The sequence below is a fragment of the Streptomyces sp. NRRL S-646 genome (assembly GCF_000720765.1).
GTDB lineage: Bacteria > Actinomycetota > Actinomycetes > Streptomycetales > Streptomycetaceae > Streptomyces.
In genome coordinates this window covers 1-19,774 of the sequence record NZ_JODC01000014.1, presented here as the reverse complement: position 1 = coordinate 19,774, position 19,774 = coordinate 1, and the positions used below count along the sequence as shown (strand labels likewise).

The window sequence follows — 19,774 nt, the reverse complement described above, 5'->3', positions numbered from 1 at the left end:
CCCGTCGTCGGCCGTACGTCCAGGCCGGGCGGTTCGGCGACCGGGCCCCGTCGTCCTCGGGGAGGTCGGCCGTTCGTCATGGTGTGCGCCTCGGGGTCACAGGCTCCACGAAATCGTGTTGGACATCTGCATGGCGATCACCAGGACCGCCAGGTCGGCCACGCCCAGGGCCATACCCAGGTAGGCACGGCCGCGGCGGGTGGTGCCGCGCCAGAGGGCGACGGCGGCCAGGACGATGGCGACGGGACCGAGGAAGACATTCAGCACGAGGAGGCCGAGAAGGCCGAGGATGAAGGAGGCGACGGCCATGCCGTCGGCGTCGCGGGCGGGCTTGCGGGTGGTGGTGTCGGTGCGGCTCGTGGCCGGGGCGGTGAGTTGCATCGTGCTCAGCTCCAGTGGACGGACGTCGGTCGGGTGGTCAGTTGGCCGAGGTGCGGCGGCTGTGGCGCTCGCGGGCGGCGAAGATGCCGAGCCAGACGGCGATGCCGGCGGCCACGAGAGCGGTGACGGTCAGCGGCGCGTGGGCCACGGTGCCCAGGACGACGCCGAGCAGCATGAGTGCGGCGACGAGGAACAGCATGGGATTCGATCCCCCTCCGTGCGCCCCGGGAGGGCGCCTCTGGTTAAGTTTCGGTGAACGGTTGTAGTAACACTTGTTCACTGACTACAGAGTCTAGCGCGCCCGACGGCTTTCCAAATCCAGAGAACAGTTGTTAACTGGATGACATGAGTCACACTCTCGGCATCCGGCAGGCCCAGAAGCAGAAGACCCGGCAGGCGCTCCTGGACGCGGCGCTCGGTCTGCTGGAGGAGCAGAGCCTGAGCAGTCTGGGCCTGCGCGAGGTCACGCGCGCCGTGGGCGTCGCCCCGACCGCCTTCTACCGCCACTTCCGCTCCACTGCGGATCTCGGCGTGGCCCTGGTCGAGGAGGCACTGGGCAGCCTGCACCCGATGATCCGGACGACGGTGTCCGCGGCCGACTCCAGCGAGGAACGCATAGCGCGCGCCATCGAGTTGATCGCCGGCCATGTGGACGGGTACCCCGCCCATGTCCGCTTCATCGCCCGCGAGCGACACGGCGGGGTCCAGCCGGTGCGCGAGGCCATCCGGGACCAACTGGCCCGGTTCGCCGAGGAGGTGAAGGGCGAGCTCGCCAAGGACCCGGAGTCCGAGGGCTGGAGCGACGACGACCTTCTCATGCTGGCCCATCTGTACGTGGACCAGATGCTGATCACCGCCTCGCTGTTCCTGGAGGCCCTGGAGGGCGCCAAGGAGGACCGGGAGCGCGTGGCGCAGGTCGCGAGCCGCCAGATGCGGCTGATCAGCATCGGGCGGCACCACTGGCTGGACTGAGCCGGGCAGCGAGAAGGGGCGGCACCCCCGTTCACCGGGGGTGCCGCCCCTTGCCGTACGGCGTCCGAGGTCAGTTCTTGGTGGCCTGCGCGGTGGGGGCGCCGCTGGGTGCGGCACCGCCACCGCCGGGGCCGCCCTGACCGCCGCCGCAGCCGCCGCCCTTGCCGCCTCCGCCGGGGCCGCCCTGGCCTCCGCCGGCGCTGGGGGCGCCGCTCGGCATGCCCGAGGGGGCGCCGGAGGGGGCACCGCTCGGGCGCCCGGAGACGTTGCCGGTCGGTGCCTGACAGGCCTGCTGCTGCCCGGAGTTGCCACTGTTCGAGGACGACGACGAGTCGCCCGAGCCGCAGGCCGCCAGGACCAGAGGCGAGAGCGCCAGCAGAGCCACTGCGGGGACGAGACGCACACGCTTCATGAGAAACAACTCCAAGGAAGATGAAGGGAGATGAGGGAGCCTCGAGTGCGGGAACTCAATCAACGGCGCTTGGGGCTTCCTTGGGTGCGGTCTGTCCCCGGCCTGTGACTCAGGTAAAGAGGATCCCAGGAGACCGCTCTGACCTGCGACTTCACAAACCGCGCTCGCCTACTCGCTGGTACAGATCCATGACAGAAGCAGCCGCGGCGGCCAGCTCCGCGCGCACCTCGGGCGGCGAGACGACTTCCACGTGGTCGGCGAACTGCAGCAGCTGGCGTGCCTCGCGGACGACGCGGTACACGAGCCGCGCGGTCACCCACTCGCCCTCGCCGTCGCCGCCGGGGAGTTCGGCGAGCTGCGAGGCGTTCAGGCGCAGGAACATGTCGAGGCGGTCGCGGCGGACGCGGACGGTGACGCCGAGTCCGCCGGGCCGCTCCTCGACCTGGCGGCGCAACACCTCCCAGGCATCGGCGAGTTCGACACTCGGCCGCCGCTGCACCTCGTCGTCCAGGACGGTGGCGGACTGCACCCGGTCGGCGCGGAAGAGCTGCGGTTTCCCACGGCGGTCGGCGACGAGGTACCAGACGCCCGCCTTCGACACGAGCCCGTAAGGGTCGACGGTGTACGTCCGTGCCTCCTGCGCCCCGCTGTGCCGGTAGCGCAGCCGCAGCCGACGGTCGGCGAAGACGGCGTCCTGCAGGGTGTCCAGGTCGACGGCGGCCTGCGGACCGCCCTTCCAGCGCGTGGCGTCGACGAGGATGCGGCGGGAGGTCACCTCCGCGGCCGGGCGGTACGGCGCCGGCAGCGCGGCCATCACCTTGCGCAGCGCCGAGCCGAGCGCCGCGTCCAGGCCGAGTGCGGCGTGTGCACCCTGGGCGGCGAGGATGAACAGGGCGCGCGACTCGTCGGCGGTCAGCCCTGTGACGTCCGTACGGAACCCGGCGAGCAGCTCGATGCCGCCGTGCCGCCCCCGCTCGGCGTAGACCGGGACACCGGAGGCGGACAGGGCCTCGACGTCCCGGTAGATGGTCCGCACCGACACCTCGAGGCGGTCGGCGAGTTCGTGCGCGGGGACGCGGCCGCGGGTCTGCAGGAGCAGCAGGATCGAGAGCAGTCGGTCGGACTTCACGGCATCAGAATCGCTCCACGCGAAGCTCCCGGCAAATGTTGACGGAAACTGTCAGGTTATGCGGCGACTCTCTGACCCGAGCCCTTCAGAGAGAGGTCCCCATGAACGCCATGAACGCCATCGACCCCCGCCCCGTGTACTCCCGCGCCACCGAGCAGGCGGCGGCGCTCATCAAGAGCGTACGTCCCGAGCAGCTGACCGGTCCGACCCCTTGTACCGAGTTCGACGTGCGCACCCTGCTCAGCCACATCGTCGGCGGCACCCTGCGCATCGCGGTGGTCGGCGAGGGCGGCGACGGGCTCGCCGTACGCCCGTTCGCGGACGACGTGGCCGACGACGACTGGACGGGCGTGTACGACGAGGTCCGCACCCGGGTCCTCAGGGCCTGGGCGGGCGACGACCGCATGGAGGCCCCGGTGCGCGTCCCCTGGGGCGAGGTCCCGGGCCGCGCGGCCCTCTCGGGCTACGTCATGGAACTGGTCACCCACACCTGGGACCTCTCCGATTCGCTGGGCCACCCCCTCGAACTCGACCCGGAGCTGGCCGAGTTCGCCCTCATCACCGCCCGCCGCGTCCTGCCCGACCCGCAGCGCGACGTGAGTTGGCTGAGCCAAATTCAGCCCCTCCGGCGTTTGAGGAGCGGGGGTCCGGGGGCTGGCCCCCGGGTCGGGACGGGAAGGGGCGGCGGGGGCGAAGGCCGCCTCCGAAGGGGCCGGCGTCCGCGGGCAGTGGACATGGGCCGGGGCGTAAGCCGCTCGCCCGGCCCCGGCCCGCCCCGGCTCGACCCGCGGCGCGCCCCGCTCAGCCGAGCCTGACGCGAGCCAGCTGGCGGGACTGGGCCACCAGGCGGTCGTTGCTGTCCCAGACCTCCGCGTCCTCCTCCAGGAAGCCGCCGGCCAGGTTGCGGGTGGTGATCGAGACGCGCAGGGGGCCGGGGGCCGGGCGGGAGCGGACGTGGACCGTGAGTTCCACCGTGGGCACCCAGCCCTTCAGGCCGAGTTCGAAGGCGGTGGGCGGGAGTGCGTCCACCGTCAGGAGGAGGGAGAGCGGGTCGGCGTCCCGGCCGTCCGCCAGGCCGAACCAGGCGCGCATCTCGCCCTTGCCGGACGGTGCGCCGACCGCCCAGCCGAGCGTGGCGGGGTCGATCTTGATCATCAGGCGGTCGGCTATCGCCGAGCTGCCGGAGACGGGGGCGGGGCCGTCCTGGGGACCGAAGCACTGGTCCATGGGCGGGAACGCCGGCGGGACGGCTGTCGTGCGGACGTCGTCCGGGAGTGCGTCCAGGTCGCCGTACGAGGCGAGGACGCGGATGCGTTCCACCTCGCGGCCCTGCTCGTCGTACTGGAAGAGCGAGGCCTGGCCGGTCGACAGGGTGCGGCCGGTCCGTACGACGTCGGTGCGGACGACCGCCGGGCCCGGCTGCGACGCAGTCAGGTAGTGCGCCGAGATCGTGAACGGGTCGGCGTGCGGCAGGGCGTCCGCGAGGGCGCGGCCCAGGACGGCCAGCAGATAGCCGCCGTTGACGGCGTTGATGATGGTCCAGCCGGCGGAGAGGTCGATGTCGTACACGCCGGGTGCGCGCCGGACGAGCGCGGTGTCCCGGTCGAACTCGCTGTCGCCGATGGCGGCCCTGGTGGCCTGTGCGGAAGCTGCTTCTGGCATGCCTGAACCGTACAACGACAAACTACTAAGCGGTAGCTTTCCAGGTTACGGGCGCATGACACGTTCGTTTGGCCGCCGTCCTCCTGGGTGAGGTTCCGGCAATTTCTTGGTAAGTGTCCGCACTCGTCCTCAACCCGGAGACGCCTCTCCCCCTCTATGGGGACATGAGCCTCACCGGGACTCCGTTCCTCTACACACTGATCGTGCTGTTCGCGATCGCCCTGATACTGCCGCTCGCTCTGTGGACGCGGATGCGCGGTCCGCAAGCCGTGCGCGCGGCGGCCCGGATGCTGATGCTGCTGTTCGCCCAGGGGACGGCGGTCGCGCTGGTCTTCGTGATGGTCAACAACTCCAACAACCTCTACGACAACTGGGACGACCTGCTCGGCACGGGCAACCACGTGCAGCAGGCGGCCAATCTGGGTGCCGACGGCACCGGCGGAATAGCGCTGAAACGGTTGCCCAAGGTCAAGCAGGACTTCACCCCGGCCACCGGACCGGGCATGCGCGGCGTGCGCCAGACACAGCTCAAGGGCCGTGTCTCCGGTGTGAACGCCGAGGTCTACGTGTGGCTGCCGCCGCAGTACGACGAACCCGCCTACCGCCACCACAAGTTCCCGGTGGTGGAGCTGCTGCCCGGCTACCCGGGCTCGGCGAAGGCCTGGTTCGGGTCGATGAAGGCGACCCAGCAGCTGGCCCCGCTGATGCGAAGCGGCCAGGTCGCGCCGTTCATCCTGGTCGCCCCGCGCACCAACCTGCTGGCCGGCGTGGACACCGGCTGCGCCAACATCCCGGGCCAGGTCAACGCCGACAGCTGGCTCAGCATCGACGTGCCCAAGATGGTCATGGACAACTTCCGGGCCCAGCCCGGCCCCAAGGGCTGGGCGACCGCCGGCTACTCGGCCGGTGGGCACTGCGCGACCAAGCTGGCCGTCGCGCACCCGGACCGCTACATGGCCGCGATCAGCATGTCCGGCTACAACGACCCGATCGGCGAACGCAATTCGCTCGCCGCGCAGAACCCGAGGGTCAGGGCCGAGAACAACCCCTACCTGCTGCTGAAGAAGTCGCCCACCCCGCCCCGGATCGCGCTGTACGTCTCCGGCCAGCCGCACGACGGCTACGAGGCGGGCATCGGCCTCGAACAGGCCGCGAAGGCGCCGACGACCGTGCATGTCGTCTTCATCCCGAAGAGCGCGGGCGGCCACACCATGGCGCTGTGGCGGCCGCAGGTGGTCCCGTCGTTCCGCTGGCTCTCCGTGGAGATGGGCCAGCACCACGTCCGGACCCGGAGCACTACTCCTCCCGTACCGTCGACCGGCGGTTCCACGCACGCGGCGCTCGCCAGTGGTACTTCATCGCAAGCAGGCGCAGGACGAAGGCGGTGACGACCGCGAGCCCGCTGGTGAACGGGGTCAGGACGTCGTAGCGGAGGCACAGGACTGCCATGGTGGAGCCGACCATCGCTGGGACCGCGTACAGATCGCGGTCCCAGCGCAGCAGCGACGGCACCTCGTTGGCCAGGACGTCCCTGAGCACACCGCCGCCGACGGCGGTGGCGAGGCCGAGGGTCGCCGACTGGGTGAGGCCGAGCCCGTACTCGTACGCCTTGATCGTCCCGGCGACGCAGAACAGGCCGAGGCCGGCCGCGTCGAAGACGTTGACGGCGACCTGGATGCGCTCGACGTGCGGGTGCAGGAAGACGACCATGAGGGCGGCGAGGAGCGGGGTGATGAAGTAGCCCAGGTCCGTGAAGGCGGCCGGGGGCACCGCCCCGATGATCAGGTCCCGGAACAGCCCTCCGCCCAGCGCGGTGACCTCGGCGAGCACGGCGATGCCGAAGACGTCGAAGTTCTTGCGGACGGCCAGCAGCGCGCCTGAGATGGCGAACACGAAGATGCCGACGAGGTCGAGCGTGTGCTGGACGGAGGGGCTGAACAGTTGCTGGAGCACCCCACATTCTTACTCGGGGGTTCTCACGGTCCTCACAGGGCCGGTTTGCCGGTGGTGTAGATCCACTTCTGGAACAGGTCGTCGAGGTTCTGCCCGGAGATCTTCTCGGCGAGCTTGATGAACTCGGCGGTGTTCGCGTTGCCGTAGCGGTGGATCCTCGTCCAGGTCGGCAGCAGCTTGAAGAACGCCTCGTCGCCGATGCGTTCGCGCAGCGCCTGGAGGGTCATCGCGCCCCGCTGGTAGACCGCTGAGGCGAACATGGTGTCCCGCTGCGGGTCGGCGACGGTGATCTGCCAGAAGGGGTTGTCCGCAGCACGGGCGTTGTAGGCGGCCAGGAACGAGTCGTGGGCACTGCGGGTGCCCTGGTGCTCGGCCCACAGCCACTGGGCGTAGGTGGCGAAGCCCTCGTTGAGCCAGATGTCCTTCCAGCGCTCGACCGAGACCGAGTCGCCGAACCACTGGTGGGCCAGCTCGTGCACGATCGTCGTCTCGTTGCGCACGGCCGAGTAGGCGGGCTTGCTCTGCACCTCCAGCGAGAACCCGGCCTGGGGCATGTCGTCGACGATCGCACCGGTCTCCTCGAAGGGGTACGGCCCGAAGACCTGCGACCAGTAGTCGGTGGCCGCCGCGGTGACGGCGTACACGTCGACGTTGTTGCTGTTCGCGAGCACCGGGTCGATGGCGACGTAGATCGGGATCCCGGAAGGAGTGGTGCCGGTCTTGACGTCGAACTTCCCGATGGTGGCGGTCGCGAGGTAGGTCGCCATGGGCTTCGACTCACGCCAGTGGGTGTACGTCGAGTCGCCCTTGTCGTACGTCGAGACGAGGCGGCCGTTGGAGACGCCGGTCAGACCCTTGGGCGCCTTGATACGGATGTCGTAGGTGGCCTTGTCGTCGGGGTGGTCGCTGGACGGGAACCAGGTGGAGGCCGCGTTGGGTTCGCAGGCGACGAAGACGCCGTCGGGGGTCTTCATCCACCCGTAGTCGGAGCCGAAGACGATGGGGCCGTTGAGGGGTTCGGGGACGCCGCCGTAGGTGACGGTGACCGTGAAGGTGTGCCCCTTGGGGAGCACTCCCTTCGGTGTGATGCGCAGTTCGTCGCCGTCCCGGGTGAACTCGGCGCGTCTGCCGTTCACTTCGACTCCGGTGACCTCCAGCTTCTGCAGGTCCAGGTCGAAGGAGGAGAGGGTCCGGGTGGCGCGGGCGGTGAGCGTCGTACGGCCGTCGAGGCGGTCGCTGTCCGGGTTGTACGCCACGTCGAGGGCGTAGTGGCGGGCGTCGAAGCCGCCGTTGCCGAGGTTCGGGAAGTAGGTGTCGCCGATACCCGGGGCGCCCGGGGTGGGGGCGGAGGAGGCGGCGATGACAAGGAAAGAGGCCGCCGCTGTTGCGAGGGCCCCTAAGCGTGCCGAACGGGAGAGTGGCATGAGTAGCCCCTTCGGTGCGTAGTCCGATCAGACGGATACGCCCGACCCTGCACTCCCCCACACCGACATGTACATGACTTTACCAAGTCGTCATGCGCTACCGGGAGGTTGACTCCTGTCCGGCCCCAGGCTCCATGACGGCATTGCGGCCGACGGGTTTTCCGAGAGCCTCTCCGTGGCGGTCACCACCGGCCACACGTACTCGCACAACATCAACTCCTACGGCTCCAACGGCTACAAGGTCGGCCGGCATTACTGGTAGACGAATTCCTGACCTGAAAAGGCTCCCCGACATACGAATGCCCCGGCAGTCCCTTCGGACTGCCGGGGCATTTCGCTCCGACCGATTTCGGTTTACTTGTCGCCGCCGGTTTCCGGATTCCCGGACTCGGCGGTGGGCGCCGCCTCCCCGGGCTCCTCCGCTTCCGCGTCGGCCTCGGCCTCGATCTCGGCGACCTCCGCCGCCACCGCCGCCGACGTCTCCGCCGACTCCGCGAGCACCTCGTCCGCGACCAGCTCGGCCGCCTCCTTGGCGACCGTCAGCAGGACGGTGTCCTGCGGGGCCTGGTCCTCGAAGTTCTCCGGGTGGTGGCAGGCGACCTGCTGGCCGGGCTTGAGCTCGACGAGCTTCGGCTCGGTCGTCGTGCAGATCTGCGTCGCCTTCCAGCACCGCGTGTGGAAGCGGCAGCCGCTCGGCGGCGAGATCGGCGAGGGCACGTCGCCCTTGAGCAGGATGCGCTCGCTCTTGGCGTTCTTGCGCCGCGGGTCCGGGATCGGAACCGCCGACATCAGCGCCTTGGTGTACGGGTGCATCGGCGCCCGGTACAGCGACTCGCGGTCGGCCAGCTCCACGATCTTGCCGAGGTACATCACCGCGATCCGGTCCGAGACGTGCCGGACGACCGAGAGGTCGTGCGCGATGATCACGTACGTCAGGCCCAGCTCCTGCTGGAGATCGTCGAGCAGGTTGACGACCTGCGCCTGGATCGACACGTCCAGCGCGGAGACCGGCTCGTCCGCCACGACCAGCTTCGGGTTCAGGGCGAGTGCGCGGGCGATGCCGATGCGCTGGCGCTGACCGCCGGAGAACTCGTGCGGATAGCGGTTGTAGTGCTCGGGGTTGAGGCCGACCACCGACAGCAGCCGCTGCACTTCCTTCTTGATGCCGCCCTCGGGCTCGACGCCCTGCAGCTTGAAGGGGGCCCCGACGATCGTGCCGATGGTGTGGCGCGGGTTCAGCGAGGAGTACGGGTCCTGGAAGATCATCTGCACATCGCGGCGCAGCGGACGCATACCGCTCACACCGAGGTGCGTGATGTCCTTGCCCTGGAACTCGACCGTGCCGCCGGTCGGTTCGAGCAGCCGGGTGATCAGCCGGCCCATCGTCGACTTGCCGCAGCCGGACTCGCCCACGACGCCGAGGGTCTCGCCGGCCTTGACCTCGAAGTCGATGCCGTCGACCGCGTGCACGGCCCCGACCTGCCGCTGGAGCAGGCCCTTCTTGATCGGGAAGTGCTTCTGGAGCCCGGTCACCTTCAGCAGGGTCTCGCCGGGGGCGGCGTCCTTGGTGAGGGTGGCACCGTCGCTCTTCGCGGGAGTGGTCACTTTGTCCTCGCTCACAGCTTCGGCGCAATCTCTTCGGTCCAGATACGCTCCCGCTGCTCCTGCGTCATGTGGCAGGCGGCCCAGTGCTGGCTGCCGACTTCGGTCAGCTCGGGGCGGACCGTGCGGGTGACGTTGTCCTTCGGGACGTCGGCGTACGGGCAGCGCGGGTTGAAGGCGCAGCCGGACGGGACGTTGATCAGGGAGGGCGGGGAGCCCTTGACCGGGATCAGGCGCTCCTGCTGCTCCCGGTCCAGACGCGGCATCGAGCCGAGCAGGCCCCAGGTGTAGGGGTGGCGGGGCTCGTAGAACACCTTGTCGGCCGGGCCCCGCTCCACGCAGCGGCCGCCGTACATCACCAGGATGTCGTCGGCGAGCTCGGCGACGACGCCCAGGTCGTGGGTGATGATGATGACCGCGGAGCCGAACTCCTTCTGCAGATCCCGGATCAGGTCGAGGATCTGCGCCTGGACGGTCACGTCCAGGGCGGTCGTCGGCTCGTCCGCGATCAGCAGCTCGGGGTTGTTGACCAGCGACATCGCGATCATCGCGCGCTGGCGCATACCGCCGGAGAACTCGTGCGGGTAGCTGTCCACCCGCTTGTCCGGCTGCGGGATGCCCACCCGGTCGAGCATCTCGACCGCGCGCTTCTTCGCGGTCTTCTTGTCGACGTCGTGGTGGATGCGGTACGCCTCCACGATCTGGTGGCCGATCGTGTAGTACGGGTGCAGCGCGGACAGCGGGTCCTGGAAGATCATCGCCATCTGACGGCCGCGCAGCTTGCGCACCTCGTCCGGGTCGGCGCTGAGCAGCTCGGTGCCGTCCAGCCAGATCTCACCGGAGATCTGCGCCTTGCGCTTGCCGTACTGGCCGGCCGTGTGCAGACCCATGATGCCGAGCGAGGTCACCGACTTGCCGGAACCCGACTCGCCCACGATGCCGAGGGTCTTGCCCTTCTCCAGCTTGAAGGAGAGCCCGTCGACGGACTTGACCAGGCCGTCGTCGGTCGGGAAGTGCACCTTCAGGTCGCGCACTTCCAGGAAGGAGGTCGGGGCGGGCGAGGTGCCCGTGGGCTCGCCCACGGCCGCTCCGCTCTTGCTCAGTTCCGTCATGCGAGCCTCACTCGGGGGTCGATCACGGCGTACAGGACGTCCACCACGAGGTTGGCGATCAGCACCGCGAGAGAAGTGATCAGGGTGACGCCCAGAATGATGGGCAGGTCCTGGTTCTTGATGGCGGTCAGCACCGCCTGGCCGAGGCCCGGCAGGCTGAACGTCGTCTCGGTCAGGATCGCGCCGCCGATGAGGGCGCCGAGGTCCATGCCGAGCATGGTCAGGATGGGCGTCATCGTGGAGCGCATGGCGTGCTTGCCGATGACGACCTGTTCCTTGAGGCCCTTCGCGCGCGCCGTGCGGATGTAGTCCTCGCCGAGGATCTCCAGCATGTTGGCGCGGGTGATCCGGGCGTACATCGCCGCGTAGAGGAACGCGAGGGTGATCCAGGGCAGGAGCATGCTCTCGAACCAGCGGGCGGGGTCCTGGCTGAAGGGCACGTACTGAGCGTCGATCCAGTGCAGCCCGATGTCGAAGATCGCGACGCTGAGCAGACCGGTGAAGTAGATGGGGAGGGAGACACCGCTGAGCGCGACGACCATCGCGCTGCGGTCCCACAGGCTGCCCCGCTTCAGCGCGGCCAGCACACCCGCCGCGATACCGAAGACCAGCCACAGTACGGCGGCACCGAGCGCGAGACCCAGGGTCACCGGGAAGCGGTCGGTCAGCACCGGCCAGACGGCCTGTTCGCTGCGGAAGGAGTAGCCGAAGCACGGCGCGGAGCAGTGGGTGATGTCGCCGCCGGCCGCGTAGGTGCGGCCCACGAAGATGCCCTTGAAGAAGTGCCATACCTGGATGAAGATCGGGTCGCTCAGACCCAGCTTCGTCCGCACCGCTTCCACTGCTGCGGGGTCGGCCTGCTTGCCCACGAAGCTCGTGGCGATGTCCACGCCCGCCCACTTGGGGACGAGGAAGAAGATGCTGAAGACCACCAGGATGATGACCATCAGCATCACTGCGGCGGCGAAGAGCCGCCTGAGGAGGTAAGCGAGCACAGCTAACGGCCCGCCGCGGGGCCGCGGGCCACCGGAGGTCATCCGGGGCCCGCGGTCCCGCCGCGCCGGCCTTCACCTGCCTTTCGTGCCGTACGGCGGGTGTGCCGGGATTACTTCGAGGACTTCAGACCGATGTTGACGAAGTCGTAGTAGCCGCTGTACGCGTTCGTCGTGTACACGTTGCCGATCCGCGAGGAACGCCAGTTCAGGAGCCGCTCGAAGGTGAAGGGCAGGTAGTACGCGCCGTCGCTCACCTTGTGGTTGATCTCCGTGGCGATCTGCGTCTTCTTCGCCTCGTTCAGTTCGCCGTTGTACTGGTCGAACAGACCGTCGATCGTCTTGTCCTTGATCAGAGCGTAGTTGTTGTTACCGCTCTGCAGGATGTAGTTGCTGCTCCACAGCGGGATGCCGTAGCCCTGGACGGTCGGGAAGTCCGGGCCCCAGCCCATGATGATGATGCCGAGCTTCTTCTTCGCCACGTTCGACGGGGAGCCGATGATGCCGGCGCTCTGCGAGCCGTCGTACTGGTAGATGTCGGCCTGGATGCCGACCTTCTTCAGCGCCGCCTGCAGGGACGTGGCCGTGGCCACCTCCTGCGACTTGTTGTTGCGGACGGCGATGGTGGTCTTGAAGCCGTTCGGCTGGCCACAGGCCTTCAGCGCCTGCTTGGCCAGGGCGTCGTTGCCGTTCTTGTTGGCACCGGCGATCTTGTACGGGTCGTACTTCTGGCCCTCGCCACCGGGGATCGACGGCGGGAGCATGTTCGTGCCGATGTCACCACCGGCGATCGGGCCACCGCGGGCGGTCTGCAGCGACACGTGGTCGGCGGCGTAGATGACGGCCTTGCGGCAGTCGATGTTGTCGAACGGCTTGACGCTCTGCGGGAAGACCGCGTAGCGGATGAAGCCGGAGACCGGGTTGTCCAGGTTGTCCTTGTGCTGCTTCAGGGCGATGGTGCGGCCCTGCGGGCCCAGGCCCGTCTGGCTGGCGTCGATGTCGTAGTCGCCGTTGATCAGACGCTGGTCCATGTCGCTCTGGTTGGTGGAGATGTCCAGAGTGATCTTGTCCGGGTACGCCTTGCGGATCGGGTCCGAGGACGCCTTCCAGTTGGTGTTGCGCACCAGCACCAGCGACTTGCCCGGGCTGTACGACTGGAACTTGTACGGGCCGGAGGAGAACGGCTTCAGGCCGTACTTGGACTTGGTGTCCATGTCCTGGCGGACCGGCGAGGCCGTGACCATCGCCAGCACCTGCTTGAAGTCCGAGTTCGGCTTGGGCAGGTGGAAGACGATCGTCTTGGCGTCGGGCGTGTCGATCGCCTTCAGGCCGAGCTTGTCCTTGGAGGTGTCCTTGTACGGACCCTTGTAGGTGCCCTTGGGGTCGAGCATCTGCTGCAGGTAGATCGGACCGCCGGACAGCACGTCCTGCGCCCAGACGCGCTCGATGCCGTACTTGATGTCCTGGGAGGTGATGGCCTTGCCGTCCTCCCACGTGATCCCGTCACGCAGGTGGAAGGTGTACGTCTTGCCGTCGCCCGAGACCTGGCCCTCGTCCGTGGCGAGGTCGGGAGTGACCTCTGCGCCCTTGGCGCCCGGCTCGGTCTTGTACGTGAGCAGCTGACGGCTGTAGTAGCGCGAGAAGTCCCACATGAAGCCGTAGTAACCGCGCGTGGTGTCCCACGAGTCGGCGTCCTGGGCGGTGACGAACTTCAGCGTGCCGCCCTTCTTGACCTGATCGGCCTGGGCGACCTTGTTGTTCGCCGCGTCGAAGCCGGCCGCACCCGACTTCGAACCGCCGCTGTCGCTGCTGCCGCCGCACGCCGCCATGGTCAGCATGCCGGCGACCGCAGCAGCAGCGGCCAACGCCTGCTTACGCCGCCCTGAGGTGCGTTGGGTAGTCACGATCTCGGATCCTCCGGTTTTGATGAGAGACCCCGTGGGAGTACTCACGGGACGCTTGGGGTACGGCAGTTCAGCGTGATCCCTTCGGGTCGAGCGCGTCCCGCACGCCGTCGCCGAAGAGGTTGAAGGCCAGAACGGTGATGAAGATCGCCACGCCGGGGACGACCATGTACATGGGGTCCGAGTCGTAGTAGTCGATCGCGGTGGAGAGCATCTGCCCCCAGGAGGACGTGGGGGGCTTGACGCCCACGCCCAGGAAGCTGAGTGCCGCCTCGGTGAGGATGTTGGTGGGGATCATCATCGTCGTGTAGACGATGATCGGGGCGACGAGGTTGGGCAGCAGTTCCTTGAACAGGATGTAGAACCGCCCGGCGCCCAGCGAGCGGGCAGCCTCGACGTACTCGCGCTCGCGCAGCGAGAGGGTCTGGCCGCGCACCACGCGTCCGATGTAGGGCCAGCCGAAGAAGCCGATGACCAGGATCATCACGAACACACGCACGCTGGAGCCGCTCAGGCCGAGCATCTCGTTCGGCATGACGGAGACCAGCGCGATGATGAAGAGCAACTGCGGGAAGGCCAGCAGGCCGTCCATGACGCGGCTGATGACCGAGTCGACCCAGCCGCCGAAGAAGCCGGCCAGGATGCCGAGGATCGTGCCGAGCACGACGGCGACGATCGCGGACAGGAAGCCGACCAGGAGCGAGATCCGGGCCCCGTAGAGGATGCGGGCGAAGATGTCGCGGCCGTTGACCGGCTCGACGCCCAGCCAGTGGTCGCCGCTGATGCCGCCGAGCGACCCCTTGGGAGTGCTGAACAGCGGGTCGATCAGGCTCTCGTGGTAGACGTCGGGGTCCTGCCCGTAGAGGCTGGTGATCACCGGTGCGAGCAGCGCCACCACGACGAGTACGAGCACGACGATGCCGCCCGTGAGGGCGAGTTTGTCCCTCTTCAGGCGCTCCCAGGCGATCCGGCCCAGGGAACGCCCCTGTACGGCCTTCTCGCCGGCGGTGGCGACCGCCGCTTCTTCGGCCGCGCTCGGGGCCGCTTCTGCGGTCGGCTCGTGCAATGGTGCCGTCATCTGGCAGGGACCCCTCTCAACCGGCGGTGGCCGGCCCGCACTTTTGCCGCGGTGGCGGCGTGATCAGTCCGTCGTACACGGGGGCGAACCCCCCTGGACCGGGAGTCTTCAACGCTTTGGCGATCTGTTGCCAGACTTGGCGGTGAAAGGATGCGTAAACGTGATGCGGGCTGGAGGGTTCCGTTATCCGGACAGCGGGTAACGGCGGCCGGACAGGGATCATTTTGGACATTCTCCGCGTCAGCGGATCTTCCGGCCCTATCTACGCGCGCAGACAGACTCTCGGCCTGGTACGGACCAGACCTTCGTCTCAGTATCCGCCATGCACCGGCGGGTAGCCGTACCCGGCCGCCGGGGCCTGGGCCGGGGCGGCCGCGTGGGCCTCGCGGTCGTAGAAGGGGCGGGCGCTCGCGCGCATCCACAGCGCGACGGGGTCGTACTCGTCCGACATCGCCACCGTCGACACCGGCAGTCCGTCCGGGACGGCGCCGATGGACTGCTGCATCATCGCCCGCACCGAGTCCACCGCGGGCGGGCTGGTGTCGTACACGTCAAGGCCGATGGCGAGGTACGGCGCCCCGAGCGCCGGCTGCACCCAGGCGCGGCGCAGCGAGCGGACGGCCGGGGTGCGGTGGGCCTTCTGCGCGAGCAGGGCGTAGAACTGCGAGATCTCGATCGCGGGTTCCGACATCCGCAGCGGACCGGCCGCCTGACGCTCCAGACCGGTGGCGATACGGCGGAGGTCCAGCCACGGGATGCCCACGCCGCCGCCCGGGGCGTGCGGGTTGAGCCAGAGGCCGAAGTGGTCGGGGTACAGGGTCCGGGCGACGTCCAGCCCGTCGACCACCTCGTACGACCTGTTCCAGCCACTGGCCGACAGTTCCTGGGCGGAGGTGACGCACGGGGCGTAGCCGTAGCCGTCGACCTCCATGTTTCCGTACTGGGCGTCCGGGGAGCCCGCCTGGCCGTGCCACAGGAGCATCCAGACCTGGCCGGAGCCGGGGGTCGCGAGTGCGCGGAGGAGTGCCTCGTAGGCGTCGTAGCGCCCCGGCGTCACCTGGCGCAGCATGTTCTCGACCGTCCCGGTCGTGGTGCTGGCGCTCACGTGTGTGCCCCTTCTGGTGGTTGCCCCGCGTATGCCAACAGCTTAAGCGCCCAGCGGCCCGGGACTTGGTGTGCGTCGGCGAGTGCGGTGCGTTGTGGCTTGTCGCGCTCACGCGGCAGAACCGCAGATCGGCACGGCCCCGCGCACCTTTGGTCGGCCGCCCTGCACGGCGCTTACAAGTGATCCCTTGTATAGAAAGGGCGAACCTGTTCCCTCATCCAGGTCGCCACGGGGTCGTCCGTCACATCCAGGAGGACCAGGTTGACCGGCCACTGGGTGGGGATCCTGGTGATGGCTCTGCCCAGGGCCTCCAGGGGGAGGGCTCTGATGTCACCCTCCAACTGCGAGAGTTCGACGCCCACGAACATCACCGGGTCCGCCGTCTCGATGGCGGCGAGGCAGCGGCGGGCCGTGACGACGACGCCTGTTTCCGCGAACTCGGCGGAGGCGGCGGCGAGGAAGTCGATCGGGTCGTCCTGCCAGTCCGGCTCGAAGAGCTTGACCCGGCCGCCGGAGGCGGGGCCGTCCAGCGGGGTGCGGCCCACCCGGCAGAGTTCGGCGACGGCGGGCGGCGGGAGCGGGATCCCGACCACGCCGTCCGGGTTCACTGCGAGGCCGACCTGCGGAGGCAGTCCGCGGGCGAACTCGACGGCCGGGGTGACCGTGTACGACATGTGGTTGCCGACGACCTGCCGGAACTGCTCCTCGGAGCTGAAGACCGGGACGTATGCCTGGCCCTCGATCTCCAGTGTGGGCAGGTCGAGGGGGCCGCTGTGCGGGCCGCCGCCGTTCGGCAGCGGCACCCAGAGGAAGCTGCGGCCGAGCACCTCGAGGATCCGGCCGCCCGCCGAGGGTATGCCGAGGGAGGCCGACAGCACCTCCTCCAGCTCGTTGCCGGGCCATCCGCCGTGCGGATGGGGGTGCGCCTGCATGGGAAAGTCCGCGGGAAGATCCGTTGGGAAGTCCATCTGTGTCCGACCGCCTGCTGAGAACCACTGCTGTGGCTGGAAAGGCTAGCGGGTGGAGCGGACAAAGGGGTCGGCCCGTCAGTCAGCCCGTGAAACCGATCCTGCGCAGGACGTCCGCCGCGTCCCGGTCCAGCAGCACCGCCGAGCCGACGCCCTCGGGCAGGTCTCCCCGCTCCACCGCGCGGATCAGCCGGGCCGCTGCCGTGCGGTGGCGCAGGAAGGCGTAGCGCGAGACGCCGCGGCCGCGCTCGCGCTGCCCCTCCAGGGCCGTACCGGGTGTGACGTCGAGCAGCAGCAGATGCAGGGTGCCGCCGCGGCGGCGGGCCTCGCGGGCCAGCCAGCCGCGCACCCAGGCCTGCGTACCGCAGTCGTGCACGACGACCCCTTCGCCGCTGCGCAGGGCGCGGCGCAGTCCGGCGTAGTGGGCGAGGCGGACGAGGGGCCGGTAGACCGCATAGGGCAGGAAGCGCGGCGTGCGGGCCTCCCAGCGGTCGCGGGCGTCCTGGGAGTCGATGCGGATGCCGCGGACCGCGCGCTCCATCAGCGTGGACTTGCCGCTGCCGGGCAGGCCGGTGATCACCACGAGGTCACGGGGGCCGAAGAGCAGGGCGTGCGGGCTGTGCCCCGAGCGGTCGCGCAGATCGCGGACCACGGGGGCCGGCCGGACGCCGCACACCTCCCTGGCCGGGGCCGCGGGCTGCTTGGGCAGCGCGACGGCCGAGGTCGTGGCGTACACCGTGGTCCTGTTCACCGTGATCGTCCTTCCTGCGGGGTCAGGAAAGCTTCTCCCCACCGTTTGTAAAGGGAAGGTAATGCACGGTGTCTCGCGGTTGCGTTCGGTTCCGGCCACAACCCAGTTACAGAAGGAGGTGCCGGATGCGGCCCTGCCGCACGCGGACGAGGCGTGCAATGATGTGCGCGCCAACTGCATACCGGCCGCTTGAATCCGCGCGGGAGAGTCCCCGGCAGTACGTCTGTATCGCTGGGGCGCCGAAGGAGCAAGTCCCTCCCTTGAATCTCTCAGGCCCCGTTACCGCGCGGGCGAGGCACATCTGAAAAGCGGACCGCTGTGACAGTGGTCCCACCCAAGGTGCAAGCCAGAAGCCACACTTGTGGTCATGGCGAACCTCTCAGGTTCCGATGACAGATGGGGAGGAACGACCTCGCCCGTCATTCATGCGCCCTGGGAGACGATCGTCCGATGAGCAGCACCGCACCCCGTCACACCGCGCTCGATGCACTGCATCGCTCGCTCGGTGCGACGATGACCGACTTCGCAGGCTGGGACATGCCCCTGCGCTACGGCTCCGAGCGCGACGAGCACCTCGCCGTGCGGACGAAGGCCGGGCTCTTCGATCTCTCCCACATGGGTGAGATCACCGTGACCGGCCCGCAGGCCGCGCAGCTCCTGAACTTCGCCCTGGTCGGCAACATCGCCTCCGTCGGCGTCGGCCGCGCCCGCTACACCATGATCTGCCGGGCCGACGGCGGCATCCTGGACGACCTGATCGTCTACCGGCTCGCCGAGACCGAAGCCGCTTCTTCTACATACCTGGTGGTCGCCAACGCCTCCAACGCCCAGGTGGTGCTGGACGCGCTGGTGGAGCGTTCGGCCGGCTTCGACGCCGAGGTGCGCGACGACCGGGACAACTACGCGCTGATCGCCGTGCAGGGCCCCGAGTCCCCGGGCATCCTCAAGTCGCTCACCGACGCCGACCTGGACGGCCTGAAGTACTACGCCGGCCTGCCCGGCACCGTCGCCGGCGTCCCCGCCCTCATCGCGCGCACCGGCTACACCGGCGAGGACGGCTTCGAGCTGTTCGTCGCCCCCGGTGACGCGGAGAAGCTGTGGCAGGCGCTGACCGATGCGGGAGCGCCCGTCGGGCTGGTGCCCTGCGGGCTGTCCTGCCGGGACACGCTGCGCCTGGAGGCAGGCATGCCGCTGTACGGGCATGAACTGTCCACCTCGCTCACGCCGTTCGACGCCGGGCTCGGCCGGGTGGTGAAGTTCGAGAAGGAGGGCGACTTCGTGGGGCGCGAGGCGCTCCAGGACGCGGCCGCCAGGGCCGCGGAGAACCCGCCGCGCGTCCTCGTCGGTCTGGTCGCGCAGGGCCGCCGGGTCCCCCGCGCCGGGTACGCGGTCGTCGCGGGCGGCGAGGTGATCGGCGAGATCACCTCCGGCGCCCCCTCCCCCACGCTGGGCAAGCCGATCGCGATGGCGTATGTCGACGCGGCCCATGCGGCACCCGGTACCGAGGGTGTGGGCGTGGACATCCGGGGCAGCCACGAGCCGTACGAGGTCGTGGCGCTGCCGTTCTACAAGCGCCAGAAGTAGACACTGACTGACACTGGGCGGGGGGCTCTGTCCCCTGACGTGACCCCGCGCACATTTTCGCTGCTCACACGCGTTTTCAGCAGTCCCCCATTCATCAGCACTCCACCGCGTACAGGAGAATTCAGGCCATGAGCAACCCCCAGCAGCTGCGTTACAGCAAGGAGCACGAGTGGCTGTCGGCCGCCGAGGACGGCGTCTCGGCGGTCGGCATCACGGAGTTCGCGGCCAACGCGCTCGGCGATGTCGTCTACGCCCAGCTTCCCGAGGTGGGCTCCGCCGTGACCGCGGGCGAGACCTGCGGCGAGCTGGAGTCGACCAAGTCGGTCAGCGACCTGTACTCCCCCGTCACCGGTGAGGTCACGGAGATCAACGAGGACGTGGTGAACGACCCGTCCCTGGTCAACTCGGCCCCCTTCGAGGGCGGTTGGCTCTTCAAGGTCCGCGTCACGGAGGAGCCGGCCGACCTGCTCTCCGCCGACGAGTACACCGTCCAGAACGCCGGCTGAGGAGCCGTAGACGCATGTCCGTACTGAACACGCCCCTGCACGAGCTCGACCCGGACATCGCCGCCGCGGTCGACGCCGAGCTGCACCGTCAGCAGTCCACCCTCGAGATGATCGCCTCGGAGAACTTCGCCCCGGCCGCCGTCATGGAGGCGCAGGGCTCGGTGCTGACCAACAAGTACGCCGAGGGCTACCCGGGCCGGCGCTACTACGGCGGCTGCGAGCACGTGGACGTCGCCGAG

Annotated in this window: 20 protein-coding genes, 1 pseudogene and 1 riboswitch; of the genes and pseudogenes, 6 read left to right on the top strand and 15 right to left on the bottom strand. The window is 69.0% G+C overall.

Annotated features, from left to right (window positions below):
* Window positions 1-96: 96 nt before the first annotated feature.
* Both IH68_RS0134185 and IH68_RS57335 read right to left on the bottom strand, forming a co-directional pair.
* Entirely contained in the window at window positions 97-381 is a 285-nt protein-coding gene (locus IH68_RS0134185; RefSeq protein ID WP_030942785.1) for a hypothetical protein, read from the bottom strand.
* Window positions 382-418: 37 nt separating this feature from the next.
* On the bottom strand, window positions 419-580 hold the full coding sequence (locus IH68_RS57335) for a hypothetical protein (RefSeq protein WP_030942782.1): 162 nt from the start codon (window positions 578-580) through the stop codon (window positions 419-421).
* Between the two features lie 146 nt (window positions 581-726).
* Here IH68_RS57335 and IH68_RS0134175 point away from each other — a divergent pair, with 146 nt between their 5' ends.
* On the top strand, window positions 727-1,353 hold the full coding sequence (locus IH68_RS0134175) for a TetR family transcriptional regulator (RefSeq protein ID WP_030942780.1): 627 nt from the start codon (window positions 727-729) through the stop codon (window positions 1,351-1,353).
* 70 nt (window positions 1,354-1,423) lie between these two features.
* On the opposite strand, the gene IH68_RS57330 is transcribed toward IH68_RS0134175, so the two are convergent.
* A complete protein-coding gene (locus IH68_RS57330) occupies window positions 1,424-1,765 on the bottom strand; it encodes a hypothetical protein (protein WP_030942778.1) in 342 nt (113 codons plus the stop codon).
* 151 nt (window positions 1,766-1,916) lie between these two features.
* Entirely contained in the window at window positions 1,917-2,894 is a 978-nt protein-coding gene (locus IH68_RS0134165; RefSeq protein WP_030942776.1) for a helix-turn-helix transcriptional regulator, read from the bottom strand.
* Between the two features lie 110 nt (window positions 2,895-3,004).
* On the opposite strand from IH68_RS0134165, the gene IH68_RS0134160 reads away from it, so the two are divergent.
* The gene (locus IH68_RS0134160) at window positions 3,005-3,709 is read left to right on the top strand and encodes a TIGR03086 family metal-binding protein (protein WP_267883760.1); all 705 of its coding nucleotides are present in this window, start codon (window positions 3,005-3,007) and stop codon (window positions 3,707-3,709) included.
* On the opposite strand, the gene IH68_RS0134155 is transcribed toward IH68_RS0134160, so the two are convergent.
* Entirely contained in the window at window positions 3,696-4,556 is an 861-nt protein-coding gene (locus tag IH68_RS0134155) for a thioesterase family protein (RefSeq protein WP_030942771.1), read from the bottom strand. The genes IH68_RS0134160 and IH68_RS0134155 overlap by 14 nt on opposite strands.
* Before the next feature lie 164 nt (window positions 4,557-4,720).
* Here IH68_RS0134155 and IH68_RS0134150 point away from each other — a divergent pair, with 164 nt between their 5' ends.
* Entirely contained in the window at window positions 4,721-5,944 is a 1,224-nt protein-coding gene (locus IH68_RS0134150) for an alpha/beta hydrolase (protein ID WP_030942769.1), read from the top strand.
* On the opposite strand, the gene IH68_RS0134145 is transcribed toward IH68_RS0134150, so the two are convergent.
* From IH68_RS0134145 to IH68_RS0134095, 10 genes are all read right to left on the bottom strand, one after another.
* Window positions 5,853-6,509 (bottom strand): trimeric intracellular cation channel family protein, encoded by a 657-nt coding sequence (locus tag IH68_RS0134145; RefSeq protein ID WP_030942766.1) that lies wholly within the window; start codon window positions 6,507-6,509, stop codon window positions 5,853-5,855. The two genes, IH68_RS0134150 and IH68_RS0134145, sit on opposite strands and share 92 nt — an antisense overlap.
* A 32-nt stretch (window positions 6,510-6,541) precedes the next feature.
* Window positions 6,542-7,933 (bottom strand): M1 family metallopeptidase, encoded by a 1,392-nt coding sequence (locus IH68_RS0134140; RefSeq protein ID WP_030942764.1) that lies wholly within the window; start codon window positions 7,931-7,933, stop codon window positions 6,542-6,544.
* 354 nt (window positions 7,934-8,287) lie between these two features.
* Complete coding sequence (locus tag IH68_RS0134130) at window positions 8,288-9,553, bottom strand: ABC transporter ATP-binding protein (RefSeq protein WP_051833881.1); 1,266 nt, start codon at window positions 9,551-9,553, stop codon at window positions 8,288-8,290.
* On the bottom strand, window positions 9,550-10,647 hold the full coding sequence (locus IH68_RS0134125) for an ABC transporter ATP-binding protein (RefSeq protein WP_030942760.1): 1,098 nt from the start codon (window positions 10,645-10,647) through the stop codon (window positions 9,550-9,552). Before IH68_RS0134125 ends, IH68_RS0134130 begins: the two co-directional genes overlap by 4 nt.
* The gene (locus tag IH68_RS0134120) at window positions 10,644-11,642 is read right to left on the bottom strand and encodes an ABC transporter permease (RefSeq protein WP_030942758.1); all 999 of its coding nucleotides are present in this window, start codon (window positions 11,640-11,642) and stop codon (window positions 10,644-10,646) included. Before IH68_RS0134120 ends, IH68_RS0134125 begins: the two co-directional genes overlap by 4 nt.
* A gap of 110 nt (window positions 11,643-11,752) precedes the next feature.
* Complete coding sequence (locus IH68_RS0134115; protein WP_030942756.1) at window positions 11,753-13,543, bottom strand: ABC transporter substrate-binding protein; 1,791 nt, start codon at window positions 13,541-13,543, stop codon at window positions 11,753-11,755.
* A 70-nt stretch (window positions 13,544-13,613) separates the two neighbouring features.
* Window positions 13,614-14,621, bottom strand: a complete 1,008-nt coding sequence (locus tag IH68_RS0134110; protein ID WP_030942755.1) for an ABC transporter permease — start codon at window positions 14,619-14,621, stop codon at window positions 13,614-13,616.
* 310 nt (window positions 14,622-14,931) lie between these two features.
* Window positions 14,932-15,726: an enhanced serine sensitivity protein SseB C-terminal domain-containing protein gene (locus IH68_RS0134105; protein ID WP_030942754.1), complete on the bottom strand. Its 795-nt coding sequence runs from the start codon at window positions 15,724-15,726 to the stop codon at window positions 14,932-14,934.
* A gap of 173 nt (window positions 15,727-15,899) precedes the next feature.
* On the bottom strand, window positions 15,900-16,694 hold the full coding sequence (locus IH68_RS0134100) for an enhanced serine sensitivity protein SseB (protein ID WP_030942753.1): 795 nt from the start codon (window positions 16,692-16,694) through the stop codon (window positions 15,900-15,902).
* Window positions 16,695-16,776: 82 nt separating this feature from the next.
* Window positions 16,777-17,445 carry an AAA family ATPase gene (locus IH68_RS0134095; RefSeq protein WP_030942752.1) on the bottom strand — a complete coding sequence of 223 codons (669 nt, stop codon included), beginning with the start codon at window positions 17,443-17,445 and terminating at the stop codon, window positions 16,777-16,779.
* 190 nt (window positions 17,446-17,635) lie between these two features.
* A riboswitch (glycine riboswitch) is annotated at window positions 17,636-17,740 on the top strand.
* Between the two features lie 155 nt (window positions 17,741-17,895).
* Between IH68_RS0134095 and gcvT the strand changes: the two genes are divergently transcribed.
* The 3 genes and pseudogenes from gcvT to IH68_RS0134080 form a co-directional block, all read left to right on the top strand.
* Window positions 17,896-19,029, top strand: coding sequence for a glycine cleavage system aminomethyltransferase GcvT (gene gcvT / locus IH68_RS0134090; RefSeq protein WP_030942750.1), 1,134 nt, complete (start codon window positions 17,896-17,898; stop codon window positions 19,027-19,029).
* Between the two features lie 128 nt (window positions 19,030-19,157).
* Window positions 19,158-19,535 (top strand): glycine cleavage system protein GcvH, encoded by a 378-nt coding sequence (gcvH, locus tag IH68_RS0134085; RefSeq protein ID WP_030942748.1) that lies wholly within the window; start codon window positions 19,158-19,160, stop codon window positions 19,533-19,535.
* A gap of 14 nt (window positions 19,536-19,549) precedes the next feature.
* Window positions 19,550-19,774: pseudogene (locus IH68_RS0134080) on the top strand (serine hydroxymethyltransferase); the annotation flags it as partial.

Excerpts from the sequence above, each read along its gene's own strand:
- IH68_RS0134185 (WP_030942785.1), bottom strand. The coding sequence starts at position 381 with ATGCAACTCACCGCCCCGGCCACGAGCCGCACCGACACCACCACCCGC.
- IH68_RS57335 (WP_030942782.1), bottom strand. The coding sequence starts at position 580 with ATGCTGTTCCTCGTCGCCGCACTCATGCTGCTCGGCGTCGTCCTGGGC.
- IH68_RS0134175 (WP_030942780.1), top strand. The coding sequence starts at position 727 with ATGAGTCACACTCTCGGCATCCGGCAGGCCCAGAAGCAGAAGACCCGG.
- IH68_RS57330 (WP_030942778.1), bottom strand. The coding sequence starts at position 1,765 with ATGAAGCGTGTGCGTCTCGTCCCCGCAGTGGCTCTGCTGGCGCTCTCG.
- IH68_RS0134160 (WP_267883760.1), top strand. The coding sequence starts at position 3,005 with ATGAACGCCATCGACCCCCGCCCCGTGTACTCCCGCGCCACCGAGCAG.
- IH68_RS0134155 (WP_030942771.1), bottom strand. The coding sequence starts at position 4,556 with ATGCCAGAAGCAGCTTCCGCACAGGCCACCAGGGCCGCCATCGGCGAC.
- IH68_RS0134150 (WP_030942769.1), top strand. The coding sequence starts at position 4,721 with ATGAGCCTCACCGGGACTCCGTTCCTCTACACACTGATCGTGCTGTTC.
- IH68_RS0134140 (WP_030942764.1), bottom strand. The coding sequence starts at position 7,933 with ATGCCACTCTCCCGTTCGGCACGCTTAGGGGCCCTCGCAACAGCGGCG.
- IH68_RS0134125 (WP_030942760.1), bottom strand. The coding sequence starts at position 10,647 with ATGACGGAACTGAGCAAGAGCGGAGCGGCCGTGGGCGAGCCCACGGGC.
- IH68_RS0134110 (WP_030942755.1), bottom strand. The coding sequence starts at position 14,621 with ATGACGGCACCATTGCACGAGCCGACCGCAGAAGCGGCCCCGAGCGCG.
- IH68_RS0134100 (WP_030942753.1), bottom strand. The coding sequence starts at position 16,694 with ATGGACTTCCCAACGGATCTTCCCGCGGACTTTCCCATGCAGGCGCAC.
- gcvT (WP_030942750.1), top strand. The coding sequence starts at position 17,896 with ATGAGCAGCACCGCACCCCGTCACACCGCGCTCGATGCACTGCATCGC.
- gcvH (WP_030942748.1), top strand. The coding sequence starts at position 19,158 with ATGAGCAACCCCCAGCAGCTGCGTTACAGCAAGGAGCACGAGTGGCTG.